At 70.2% G+C, this 12,768-nt stretch carries 7 protein-coding genes; all 7 read right to left on the bottom strand.

Features of this window, described 5'->3' with window-relative positions; genetic code table 11:
• Positions 1-194 precede the first annotated feature (194 nt).
• The gene (locus ABT061_RS42795) at positions 195-3,005 is read right to left on the bottom strand and encodes an ATP-binding protein (RefSeq protein WP_350929117.1); all 2,811 of its coding nucleotides are present in this window, start codon (positions 3,003-3,005) and stop codon (positions 195-197) included.
• Positions 3,006-3,009: 4 nt separating this feature from the next.
• Positions 3,010-5,769, bottom strand: coding sequence for an AAA family ATPase (locus ABT061_RS42790; RefSeq protein ID WP_350929115.1), 2,760 nt, complete (start codon positions 5,767-5,769; stop codon positions 3,010-3,012).
• Between the two features lie 583 nt (positions 5,770-6,352).
• Positions 6,353-7,726 (bottom strand): acyl-CoA carboxylase subunit beta, encoded by a 1,374-nt coding sequence (locus ABT061_RS42785; protein ID WP_502991606.1) that lies wholly within the window; start codon positions 7,724-7,726, stop codon positions 6,353-6,355.
• Between the two features lie 221 nt (positions 7,727-7,947).
• Positions 7,948-8,649 carry a DUF742 domain-containing protein gene (locus ABT061_RS42780; protein WP_350929111.1) on the bottom strand — a complete coding sequence of 234 codons (702 nt, stop codon included), beginning with the start codon at positions 8,647-8,649 and terminating at the stop codon, positions 7,948-7,950.
• A 305-nt stretch (positions 8,650-8,954) separates the two neighbouring features.
• Positions 8,955-11,717, bottom strand: a complete 2,763-nt coding sequence (locus ABT061_RS42775) for an AAA family ATPase (protein ID WP_350929109.1) — start codon at positions 11,715-11,717, stop codon at positions 8,955-8,957.
• Positions 11,718-11,867: 150 nt separating this feature from the next.
• The gene (locus ABT061_RS42770) at positions 11,868-12,356 is read right to left on the bottom strand and encodes a phosphoenolpyruvate-utilizing N-terminal domain-containing protein (RefSeq protein WP_350929149.1); all 489 of its coding nucleotides are present in this window, start codon (positions 12,354-12,356) and stop codon (positions 11,868-11,870) included.
• A gap of 139 nt (positions 12,357-12,495) precedes the next feature.
• Entirely contained in the window at positions 12,496-12,660 is a 165-nt protein-coding gene (locus ABT061_RS42765; RefSeq protein WP_350929107.1) for an HPr family phosphocarrier protein, read from the bottom strand.
• Positions 12,661-12,768 lie beyond the last annotated feature (108 nt).

Genomic DNA, 12,768 nt, shown 5'->3' with positions numbered 1-12,768 from the left:
CCGCTCCGAGAGCGTTCCCTGAATCGAGACGCACGGTTCCACGTTGACAGACGGCACCGTGGCGGGTCGTCCAAAAACGATGAATCGCGATACAGGTCGCGCCGGGCCGGCGAACGGCGACGCCCGTCGTCACCGGGCGGCTCCCTTATGGACGCACCGTCAAATAAAATATAGCCGCATGGCCTTTGCGCGGCCTATTCGCCCGCGTTCCGCGCGCTCAACTCTTCGACGAGCGCCGCCCGGCCGTTCACCCCGAGCCTGCGATAGGTGCTCGTCAGACTTTTTTCGACGGCGCGGCGGGTTATGCCAAGGGAATCGGCGATCTGCTGGTTCGTCCAGCCCTGCAGCACGAAGGCGACGACCGTCTCCTCGGCCTTGGTCAGTTCACCGCGTTCCGGCGCGGCCAGCCGCAGCGCCGGGCCGTTCGATTCCGAGTCCTCGTCGCCCTCGGCCCATGAAACGCCGCGTTCCTGGGCGACCCGCCTGCCCTCGGAGATGAAATACTCCGCGTCGCCGGAACCTGTTTCGGCAAGCCTTCTGCCGAGAATCGTGAGCGTCCGGGACAGCTCGATCCGATCCTCCGAACAACGAAGCGTGTCAACGGCCTGCCGGAGGAGATCGACGCCCTCCCCACCCGGGGTGATCGTGCCACGCAGCCGCAGCGCGCGACCGTATGCCGCGGGTGCGCCCCATGCCCGCGCGAAGGCGTGCTCCTCGTCGGCCAGCTCGGCCGCCGCCTGCGCGCGCCCGAGCCGGTGGTTCATCGCCGCGGCCCACACACGCCAGGGGTACAGCGCCGTGTTCGTCCATCCGCAGCGCGACAACTGCTTGCCACTGTCGAGGAACCTGTCCAGCGCGGCAGGCAGATCGCCGCGCACCGCGTCCAGCATCCCCCGCACCATGCGATGCGCCACGACCACGCGGAGGTCGCCGCTCTCCGGACTCGTACGGATCACTCGCTCGCCCAGCTCGACGTCCCACGTCTCGAGCGCGACCATGGCGAGCGTCCAGATGGACAGCGTCGTCGCCTCCGGCCAGGCCGGGTCGGCGTTGTCGACCACGCTCAACGCGGCGCTCTTGGCCTGGGCCGGATGCCCGGACGCGCGCAGGATCGCGCTCCGCCCCGCGTTGACCAGCGCGATGACTCCATCGAGTGCCTGGCGCTGAGCCTGGTCCCGCACCGCGTCCAGCCACTGGGCCACCGGTGCCGCCGCGTCGGCGAGGACAAGGGCCGGAACCAGCAGCGGGAGGGCGGTGTAGGCGTGCCCGGCGCGCGGCGGCTCTCGCTCCAGAATCCGGGTGGCCAGCGAGGAGATCTCACCGGCCGTGACACCGCCGGTCACAGCCGCCGCGTACGCGAGCACGGCCAGCAGCTCGCGCCCGGCGCCGGTGGAGACCGGCGCGTCCGCGCCGAACCCCCGCAACCGGTCGGCCATCGTGCCGAGATGCGCGGCGTCCTGAAGGTGGAGATAGCGGGTACGGGCTTCCAGCCGCAGGCCGAGATCCCCCCGGGCGTACGCCGGTCCAAGGTCGTGGAGCCGGCACGCCACGTCCTGGACGAGCGCGCCCAACGACGGGTTGACCGCGCCGAGCGCGGGCGGGATCCACAGTGCCGCCGCCGCGCGTTCCGTCGCCGAGGTGAGCATCGGCACGGCCTGCGCGATGTGAGTGACCGAGGACGCGAGGTCGACCCCCCGCTCGGCGGCGGCCAGGTCGACCAGGCGCCGACCCCGAGCCTCACTGTCGGGCGGGCAGTGCAGCAGCGCGTGCCGGAGGTAGCGGACCGCCTCCCTCGCGGAACCGCGTTCGAGCGCGGTGCCGGCGGCCGCGCGCAGGGTGTCGATCTCCCACGGCTCGTACCCGGAGGTGACCAGCAGGAGCTGGTCGGCGACGTGCTCGGCGGGGTGTCCGGCATTGTGCAGCAGCGCCGCCGCCCGGCGGTGCATCAGCGCTCGCGTGTTGACGCTCATCGCCGATTCGATGCCGTACCGCACGCTCTGGTGGACGAACTGCGGGGACTCTCCGTCGGCGAGCAGGCCGAGGCGGTCCAGGGTCTGTATCGCGGACTTGTAGTCGATGCTGTCCAGGCCGGCGAGCTCGCTGATGAGCTCTGGCTCCGCCAGGTCTCCGAGCACGACCATCGCCCGTGCGAGGTCCTGGACGATCGCGGGCTGGATGCCGAGGCAGAACATGCGCCGGTCGCGCAGGAACGGCTGGCTCGCGGCGCGAACCTCACCGGCCTGCGGCGATACGGGCTGGAAGCCGGCCGTGCGCAGTCCGCGAAGCGCCGCGACCAGTGAAGCGGGGTTCCCGCCGGACACCTCGTGGCAGGCCCGGGCGAAGTCGGGATCGCAGACCTCGCCGAACTGCTCGCTGATCAACTGGCGCACGCCCTCCGTTGACAGCGGCATCGGATACAGCGTGCGAGCCGCCGAGGCGGCGATCTCCCTGAGCAGCGTGTGGTCGGAGGCCTCGCATTCCTCCGAGAAGGCTCCGGCGACCAGAACTCGCGCGCCGTCCAGACGCTTGGCGAGGTAGGCCAGCCAGCGCAGGGACGGCGCGTCCACCCACTGGAGGTCGTCGACCACGATCAGCAGGGTTTTGTCCTTGCTCAGATTGACGATCAGCGAGTTCAGCCCCTGCAGGATCGCCTCTTGTCCGAGCGACCGCTGCGGGCCGATGGACCACGCCCCGCCGAGGAACATCCCCCGCACCACGCTCGCCGCACCCCGGAAGCAGGCCGCCCAGCGGGCCTCCGGCACTTCGGCCACGAGCGGCTCCAGCAACTGCTGGGCGATGCCGAACGTGAAGTCCTGTTCGAGTAGCGTGCCGCTGGCGCGCAGGACCCGCGCGTGCGGGGCGGCCGCGTCGGCGAGGGAGCGCAGCAGGACCGACTTGCCGACGCCGGGCGAACCTATGACCGCCATCATGGATCCGTCGCCCGCCTCGGCCGCGCGAACCGCCTGCTCCGCCCGAGCCAACTCTTTTCCGCGTTCCAGCAGCATGGGATCAGTCCCCCATGTTCCGCGGTGCCGGGGCCAGGAGTGGGGCGAGCTCGTTACGGCTGGTGACGGCGAGCTTGCGGTAGATCCCGGTCAGCCGCAACTCCACGGTTCGGACGCTCACCGACAGGATGCTCGCGATGTAGGCGTTCGAGCGGCCCGCGGCGGCCAGCCCGGCGATTCGTTCCTCCTGGGCGGTCAGCAGGTGCCTCGTCTCGTTCGGCGTCGGCGCTCGTTCCTCGACGGCCTTCTCGGTGAGTTCACCGGAAGGCATGGGGATCTTCCTCGTGGCCTCCTCCAACAGGCTCAGTGCCCCGGGATGCTCCCCCGACGCCATGATCAGCTCGGCTGACGCCCTCGCGTAGGAGTCGCGCGACACCGAGTCCCGCAGGATCCGAACGGCGCGTTCGAGTTCGCTCATGGCCTCGGCACCGCTCAGCACACGCGACGCGCCCAGATGCGCCAACCCCAGCGTGCTGGGGGCACCCCAGTCCCGCGCTCGCTCCACCGTCTCCATCGCCAGTTGCCTGGCCGCCTCGGTGTTCCCGCACGCGCTGTGCGCCGCGACGGCCACCGATCGCCAGGACAGCACCGCGGGATTCGTCCACCCTCTGGCCAGCACGAGACGTCCGCACTCGTTGATGTCGCGCAGCGCGGCCTCCGGATCGGCCAGCTCCATGCGCACCTTGGCACGCGCGTACAGCAGCGTCCCCCAGGCCGCGCCCTGATCCGCCCCTGAGGGCAACTCCTGAGCCAGCACCTGCTCCGCCTTTTCCACGGACTGGCCGGCGAGGTGCAGGCGCGCCTCCATCGCGACGAAGTAGGGAACCACTCGCGGGTGCCACGAGGTGAGCGGCAGCTCCGCCCGTGCCGCCTCGAAGTCACCCATCGCCTGCCCGAGGTTGCCCCGCCGCATTTCGCATCGGCTGCGCTGGATCAGCGCCAGCGCGGCCGGTGCCCGTGCGCCACAGCGTCGGGCGTCGGCCAGGACCTCGTCCAGCCCGATCACCGCCTCGGCCACCTCGTCGGCGAAGAACAGCGTCTTGGCGGCGTAAATCCTCGGACCGAACGGCTGGTCCTCCCCTTTGAGCTGGAAGGCCGTCCTGGCCAGTTCCCGAGCCCGGGACATGCGCTCACCGCGGACAGCCAGCATCCAGGCCGCGATACCCGCCTGCACCGGATCTCCCGACCGGTCGGGCGGGTCCGGGAACGACGGCACGGGCAGCACCGGGTCGCTCGTGCAGTCGTTCTGCGCCAGCCAGCCGATGGCCGCCAGCGACCCCACGTCCGCTGCGTCCCCCTCTCGCCGCGCGTAAGCCGTCGCGACGGCGCGATACGCGGCGGACGCGTCGCCCCTGGAGTTGAGCAGATCGGCCGCCCGTACGAGCACCGCGACCGGCACCTCGGGCCCGCTGTTCAGCAGCACCTGCTGTAATCGCCGGTCACTCGTCGCCGGGCTGTGGCCCACCTCCGTCATCGCGAGCTCGATGAGCAGCCGCTGCCGCTGCTCGTCTCCCACCGGCTCCCGCAGCGCGCGGCCGAGCAGGGCGGCGGCACCCTCGTGATCATCATGGAGACGTCGCCGCCGGGCCACCCGGCGCAATAGGTCCACCACCCATTCGGCGCCGACCGGCCGGGCATTGAGCAGCAACCGGGCCAGCCGGTCCTCCGGAATCACCGCCCGGTACCCGAGCTCGACGGAGCGCGTCGCCAGCGCCTGCCGCTCCCCGACGTCCATCCCGGCCAGCGCCATCTCGGCGATGAGCGGGCTGACCGGCCGCGGATCCTCCCCGCCGGTCACCAGCCCCAGTCGTACGAGGACGGACAGCGCCTGCTCGGGAAACATCGTCTTCGGCGACGCCAGGGACGTGAGCAGGTCGAAACCGAGGCCGTTCTCGCAAACCGCCATCACCCGGAGCAGCGCGAGGGCGTCCGCGGGCAGGCGGGACAGGGACTCCGCCACCCGGTCGCCGCTCACCTCGGCGGCCCGCTCCAGCAAGACCGGGACGTACCGCGCGACAGGCGGCAGGGAGGCGTGCGCGAAATGGTCGAGTACGGCGAGCAGGGCCGCCGGGCTGCCCCCCGTGGCCTCGGTGGCGGCGGTCACGAACGCTCCGTCGACGGGCCCGGCGTACCGGGAGACGATCACTTGCCGGACCCCGCGCTCCCTCAGCGGCGGCACATGGATCACGCTGTGGGGCACCGGTCCGGGCTCGGTGGCCGATCCGGTGGCGCCGCCTTCGCCTTCGCCGAGAGCCCTGGCCTGAACCAGGAGTATCGGAACGCCTCGCAGCCGATGTGTCATGGCCGCCAGCCATGCCTTCGATTCCTCGTCCGCCCACTGGGCGTCGTCCAGGGCGATCAGCAGCGGATGCTTTCGGGCGAGCGCCACGAACTCCCCGCACAGCGCCGGGATCAAGGTCTCGGCCGGCTGGTCTTCCACCCACAACCGCCGCGCGAAGGCCAGATATCCGGTGCCGGCCAGCCCGGAGGTGATCTGTGAGACGACGCCGTAGCGGAGATCGGCCTCAGCGGGCGAGCAGCGGGCGAGGACGGCCAGTAATCCGGCCTCCCGGGCACGTGCGACAGTCGCCCTGAGCAGGGCGCTCCTTCCCGTACCCGGCTCTCCGAGCACGGTCACCATGCTCGACCGGCCGAACTGAAGCTCGGTCACCTGCCTGCCCAGCCGGCGTACCTGCCCCTCCCGCTCGGCCAGGAACTCCGGTGCGGCGTCTCTCCAGCGGGCGCCCGGCTCCGGGACGCTCACCGACCACCTGGGGGTCGGCCACCAGGTGCTCGACACCGGCTCGCCCGTGGTCGACGAGACCGCTTCGGAACCCCCGCCGGAGTCCGCCGTGACACGGGAACGGGCCGAAGGCCGCCGGCGATCGACGCCGCCACCAAGGTTGGAGAGCTCGGCCACGACCGCATCGGCGCCACGGGCGGGCAGAAGGATCGCGCCCCTCAGCCCGACCGGCCCGGTCGTGGCCCCGGTTCCGACTCTGTGTCCAGTTCCGCTGGGCATTCGCACCTCAAATCGACGATGCATGCGCCTGAGCTCAAGCACCCCAATCGCCTATTGAGCAGACCCTAGTCATCTCCATGTTTGTTTGCAAGCGTTTGGCGTTGGTTTGCCTGTGATTGCCTTTATTTATCTGCGATCCTTCCTCTGACCGCTTCTGTCGTCGTGCCGACGGATGCGACATGAAGCTGATGATCCGTTGAACGGCCGCTCACAACCGGCTGCTCAGCTACCACCCGATGCTGCGGCTTCACTCGGAAAGCAGGTGCGAGACCGGATCATCGAGGCACTTCGCGCCGGTCATCACGAGAGGGTGCCGACGGCCTGCTCACAACGGGATGTTGGTGTGGCGGCCTCGGCGTGCCGGAGCGGCGGCCAGCGCCTCGCCGAGCCGTAGCCGGGTCCACGCCGGGTCGATCACCTCGTCGACGACGCCGATGCTCACCGCCCTGGCCACGCCCCCCGCGATCCTTTCGTGCTCCGCGGCCAGGCGGGACAGCACTTCCTCGCGCTCGCCCTGTGCCGCGGCGGCGAGCTTCTTGCGGTGCAGGATCTCCACCGCCGCCTTCGCCCCCATGATCGCCACCTCGGCCTCCGGCCACGCGAATACGGCGGTGGCGCCGAGAGACCGGGAGTTCATCGCGATGTAGGCGCCACCGTAGGACTTGCGCGTGACCAGCGTGATCCGCGGAACGCTGGCCTCGGCGAACGCGTGCAGCAGCTTCGCGCCTCGGCGGACCACGCCCTCCCACTCCTGCCCGACGCCGGGCAGGTAACCGGGGACGTCGACCAGCACGAGCAGGGGCACGCCGAACGAGTCGCACATCCGGACGAACCTGGATGTCTTATCCGAAGACAGCGAGTCGAGGCAACCGCCCTTGCGCAGCGGGTTGTTCGCGATCACCCCTACCGTCCGTCCGGCGAGCCTGCCGAACCCGGTCACCATGTTCGGCGCCCACCTGGGCTGCAACTCGACGAATCCTGACTCCCCGTTCTCCTCGTCCAGAATCGCCTTGACCAGCGGGCGCACATCGTAAGCGCGCCGGGGCGAGTCGGGGAGCAGGTGGCGCAGCGGCTTTTCCCCGCGCACCGAATCCACGTCGACGAATCCCGGCTTCGCCAGCAGCGTGACGATCTGGCGGGCGCGGGCGAAGGCCGCCTCCTCGGATTCCGTGCAGATGTGGGCCACTCCGGACTTCCGGCCGTGCGCGTCCGGCCCGCCCAGGCTCTCCATGTCGATCTGCTCTCCGGTGACCGACCGGACGACGTCCGGACCGGTGACGAAGACGCGGGCGGCATCAGACATGATCACGATGTCGGTCAGCGCCGGCCCGTAGGCCGCGCCGCCCGCCGCGGGGCCGAGCACAACGGACAGTTGCGGGATCTCACCCGAGGCACGGACCATCGCGGCGAACATCTCCCCGATCCCGTGCATCGCCGACACGCCTTCGTTGAGCTTCGCGCCACCGGAGTGCCACACGCCGATCACCGGACAGCGTTCGTGTATCGCGAGATCAATGGCATTGACGATCAGCGGGCACTCGTCGACCCCGATCGCGCCGCCCTTCAGCGTGGCGTCGGTGCAGTAGACCACCACTCTCGCACCGTTGACCCGCCCGTAGGCGACCACCACCCCCACGCCCGCACGCCGGTGGATGATCTCAAGTGAGTCGGGATCCAGCAGCCGTGACATCCGAACCATCGGGTCACGGTGGTCAAGATTCGGCTCGGCTCGGTCCACCACGGCCAATGTGGGAAATGTCATCACTCACCCCTGCGAATCGCCCGTTGTCCGAGCCGCAAGTGAACCAGGAGCGGTGTCGAGAAAACCCTAGTTCTGGCTGCCCGTCCCGGAACGGCCGGCGCCCGCGCCCCCCTCCGCGCGTGCGCCGCGACACCCGATCGGCCCGGGAAGGCCTCGCGTCAGCGCAGCCGGCGCAGCCCTTCGTGCACACGCATGATCAACTCAACCGACGGCTGACCGTCGACCTCTGCGACAGGGTGCGCCCTGAGCAGGTTCCAGCCGATCGCGTCGCTGATCAGAACGAGGACCACCCCGATCGGCAACCTGAGGCGACCCGCGATCTCGATCACGGCCATGGGCTCCTGACACATGCCGAAGAGCCAGCGATATTCCTGGGGCAGCGCGGGATCGTCGGCTCTCCAGGCGCCCTCGGGCGTCACCGAGATCAGCGAGTCGATGCGCAGCAGCTCGTTACCGCGGGTACGCCCCCCGGTGAGAACGTACGGCCGCGCCTTGACCGGCAGCGAGTCCTGCGGGTGCTGCACGAGATACGGCCCCGGCAGGCCCTGGTCCGTTGCCGGCGCGGGGCCCGCATCCGGCACGGGGCCCGTATCCGGAAAGATCCCGGCGCCGTGGTGACCGTCGCCGTGGTGACCGTCGCCGTCGAACCGCGGCTCCGGTGGATCACCGCGTGTCTCTTCCTGCGTGGCGTCGACGTCGGTGGCGTCGACATCCCGTGCGTCATCGTCCGCGCTGTCCTCAATGGGCTTGGGCAGGAACTGGTGCTCGGCCCAGGTCTTGTAGTCACCCCAGCCGCCGAAGGCGAGAGGGTGGTACTTCGGTCCGTCGGCGTCTCGCCGTTGTCGCCTCTTGCGGGACATCGCGGGGGTCACCTGCTCTCGAAAGATCGTCCGATATCAGATCGAGACCGATATCGAGATCGCGCGATGGTAGGAGGTGAGCATGTTTCCGAGCTCACCGCCATCCCCGACCCCCGCGGCTTTGTCGCGCGGTCGTTGCCACCGCGAAGGTCTGCTGATTGTCTCCGTCGATTCCTAGGCATTTGCGCAGTGTTCAGCGAATCTCATGACGAGTAGGAACGCTTCATGCACCGGCGGGCCGTGCGCGACGGCATCGCCGGTCAGTTCCTGATCGTACGTCGATCGAGCCGGCCCGGCCTGCGATGTCACCCGGCCGGCGTGATCCGGCCCGCTTTGCCGAGCGCGTCCAGTGCCCACCCCAGGTCCGTTCGGCCACTCACGTCCAGCTTGCGGAAGATGCTGGTCAGATGGATCTCGACAGTGCGCACCGCGATGCGCAGGGTGTGGGCGATCTCTCGGTTGGTGGCACCGGTCGCCGCGAGTTCCGCGACGCGTCGCTCTCCCACGGTCAGCACATCCTTGACCCCGTCGGCCCCCTGGTACATCCAGCCGCCCGCGGCGACAAGCCGGTCGCGCGCCTTCACGGCCAGCGCGCGAAACCCGCACCGCACCGACAGATACACGGCCCGGCGGAAATGCCCACGGGCACCCTCGCGATCGTCCATCCGCAGCAGCGCCTCGCCGAGCAGGCTTTCGGCCCGAACCAGATACCAGCGCGCCTGGGTGCTCGCCAGCGTCTCCGCCGTCTCGGTGAGCATCTCCACCCCGTCGCTCCCTTCAGTGATCGCCCCCCTCGCCAGCAGAGCGAATCCCCGAGCGGATGCGCTCCCCCAGGCCGCGGCGAGTCGCTCACCGTGCTCGACGAGCTCCTCCGCCTCGTTCCGGCGGCCCAGGTCGGCGAGCAGACAGGCCGCGTCCAGCCACCACGGCGCGAATATCGGATTCCTGATACCGGACTTGGCAAGCAGCGCGCCACAGGCGGTCAGTGACGACAGCGCGCCTTCGTGGTCACCTCGCGACTCCGCCAGGTACGACCTCGTCATCAGCACCCGTGGATGGTCAAGGAGGGACTCCTCCAAGTCCGGCGAGGTCATCTGGCCGAGCACGAAAGCGGCCTGGTCGAGGTCGCCTCGCTGGGCGAGCACCGCCGCCAGGACCGTCCGTGGCTCCGTGACGCTTTTCGACCACGACCACTCGTCCGCCAGCTCGACGGCTCTTGTCGCGTCCACCAGGGCCCCGTCGAGGTCGCCCGCCTCGCTCAGGATCCACGACCGCGTGGACAAGACCATCGCCCGGCCCCAGGCGTCCCCGTGCTCCGCGCCGCGCGCGATCACCCGGTTCATGGCCTGAACCGCTTCCTCAACCTCGTCAGCGAGCGAGAGTACGTACGCGGCGGCGCCGAATGCCCAGCTACCGGGAGCTTCATCCGCACCGCTCAGCGCCTGGCGGGCCGGCACCAGGCAGGTTTGGGACGAGGCACCGGACATCGCGGAGATCATCGATCGCACGGCGAGCAACTCGCGCTCGCTCACGGCGTGCGCCTCCGGTATCGGCATCGCCATCGCCCGCTCGGAGATCACCCTGGCGGTGGACCGGCGGCTCCATCCGATCAGCAGCAGCGCCGACTCGACCAGCGTCCGCAGCTCATGGTCGTCGGCGACCACGCCGTCGAGTTCCGCCAGGATGCCGTTCAATATCGAGACCGCCTCCGGCTCCTTGCCGAGGGGCGGCGCGACCTTGGCCAGCTGGACCGCGAGGCGCGCCCTCCCCCGTACGTCACCGGTCCCCTCGATCCCGCCGCGGAGCATCGCGTACGCTCCCGACGGATCGTCATGTCCGATCAGCCGCGCGAAGTCGGCCTGCGCGTCGATGTCGGCGGGATCGGCCACGACCATACGGCCCAGGTAGCGCGCCGCCACCCCCAGTGACCCGTCCCGCTCGGCATGACGCGCCGCCTCACGGAGCACATCCCGCATCCAGGGCTCGGGAAGCCCGGGCAGCAGCACCAACTGCGCACTGATCTCCTCGGCCGGTCGGCCGCCGTCGTTGAGCAGCCGGGCGGCCAGCTCCCGCCACCGATCGAGCGTGGTGGCCGGCATGCCGCTCAGCACCATGGTGCGTACATGATCGTCGTTCAACTCCGCCAGGTCGGTGTCGATGATCTCCTCGTCACGCAGGATGTCGATCACGGCGTCCACCAGCGGCTCCGAGACCCCGGACAGCATGCCCACCAGTTCCGCGTCGGCCTGCCCCAGCACGGCGAGGGCCTCCACGACCTTGCGCACGTACTCGGGCTGCCGATCGAGCGTCGCGAGCAACTGCCCGGCGAAGAGTTCGGCGCCGAGTTCACCGGCCCGGAGCGCGCCCCGGGCATCAGGCGACACACCCTCCTCGCTCAGGCGTGCGAACAGCCGCGTGAGAAGCGACGGATTGCCACGGCAAACGCTGTTGCACGCACGGACGAACGGCTCCTCCGGTACGGCCTCCCACCACCACCGGGCCATCTCTCCCGCGTCCTCCTCGAACAGCGGCCCGAGGTCGATGGTGCGGTGCCCGCGCGCGGCGACACCGGGAATCGCCCGTCGCCGGTTCGGCGAGCCGGAACGGCGCTGGGCGAGCAGGACGAGCAGCGGAAGGTAGTACCCGCGGTTCATCAGGAAGTCCAGCCATACCAACGACTCCTCGTCGCACCACTGCGTGTCGTCGAGCATGATGACCACCGGTCCTGACGCGGTCGCCGCTATGACGCGCCGGAGCAACCGGTGTGACAGCGGCACGGTGGCGTACTCGTCATGGAGTGGTGCCCCGCCGAACAGGCTTTCCGCGGCGTGCCAGGGCAGCCGGGCCCCGGCGGGCGAACAGGAGCCGCGCAGGATCGTCGCTCCGGCGCACCGGGCGTACCGCGCCAAGGCGTCCAGCAGGGCGGTCTTGCCGGACCCCTCGGGCCCCCGCATCAGGATCATGCGTGCCGACCCTTGTGCGGCCTTGTCCAGCCCGGACACCAGCGTGCCCAACTCCGCTTCCCGGCCCACCAGCCTGGCCTCACCATGGAAGATTCGTCCCGACATGGTCACCATCCCGCTTCACGAGTAGCCGCGCTCCGCATCGATCAGGCACGGGGAGCATGCTTCGATTCGGCTGGCCCGAAACCCGAATGCGAAAACCGGCTCCGCGCGACACTCACCCGAGTCGGTCCGGGAATCGAGCACCGGCCCCGCTCAGCAGGACTCCCGCACCGTCCTTCGTGCTTTGTCGGGGCCACAGGCTGCCCGGGCGAGTTGAGCGTTGTGCCGGCACCGGGCTGTGGAGTGGCGGGCGAGGGCGTTCCGTCCGGCGGGGACGCCACGGGCTGACACGATGTCGGCGGACGCGAGATCCCCGGCCGTCAGGATGAGGGGGTGGCCCGGAGAAGGGACGCCCGGCATCGGAAGACCGAGAACGACCGCGACGGCGCGGTTCCCGATGTCGTCAAGGTCGCTTGCGCGTTCCGCGAAGTAGCCGCCCGCGGACAGGAGCGCCCGCCGATGGTGTGCGCACGCGATGTTGATGGCGTGCGCGGCGTCCATCGCCGCTCCGACATGCTGCTCGACCGACTCACGCGGCACGGGGTCGGCCACGATCACGGCCTGCGCCTCCAGGACGTCGCGTGCCGCCGGATCGGTCGCTTTCGCCGCCCGTACGGCCGGCTCCTTTACGGCCTCCTCCAGCCCCGCGCCGCCAGGGTGATCCCTGTGGCCGTGTCCGTGACCGGAGCGGGGTCCGGCAGCTGCGGACCCACCCTCCGGTACACCCGGCCCGCCACGCGGCCGGGGCTGATGCCGAGGCCGCGCAGCGTCTCGGACAGCGTCACGGCCACCTCACGGCGAGCACGCCGTTGGCGGGGGCCGGCTTGCCGCCGCCGACCCGGATGCGCACGGGTATGCCCTGCCGGATCACCGCCTCGACGAAGAGCTTGGCGGGGCGCGCGTGCAGGCCAGAGCGCGAGGCGACGGCCACTGTCCTCTCCGGCATCTGTGGCTTCCTTTCAGGGTTCGATGGTGACCTTGATGGCCTCGCCCCTGCTGACGATGTCGATCGCCTCCAGGACCTCGGTAAGCGCCAGACGATGCGTGATCAGAT

This window comes from Streptosporangium sp. NPDC002544 (genome assembly GCF_040295965.1).
Lineage (GTDB): Bacteria > Actinomycetota > Actinomycetes > Streptosporangiales > Streptosporangiaceae > Streptosporangium.
This window is presented reverse-complemented; position numbering and strand designations above follow the sequence as displayed.

Coding starts and splice junctions, on each gene's coding strand:
- ABT061_RS42795 (WP_350929117.1), bottom strand. CDS start 3,005: ATGCTGCTGGAACGCGGAAAAGAGTTGGCTCGGGCGGAGCAGGCGGTT.
- ABT061_RS42785 (WP_502991606.1), bottom strand. CDS start 7,726: ATGGTTCGGATGTCACGGCTGCTGGATCCCGACTCACTTGAGATCATC.
- ABT061_RS42780 (WP_350929111.1), bottom strand. CDS start 8,649: ATGTCCCGCAAGAGGCGACAACGGCGAGACGCCGACGGACCGAAGTAC.
- ABT061_RS42775 (WP_350929109.1), bottom strand. CDS start 11,717: ATGTCGGGACGAATCTTCCATGGTGAGGCCAGGCTGGTGGGCCGGGAA.
- ABT061_RS42765 (WP_350929107.1), bottom strand. CDS start 12,660: ATGCCGGAGAGGACAGTGGCCGTCGCCTCGCGCTCTGGCCTGCACGCG.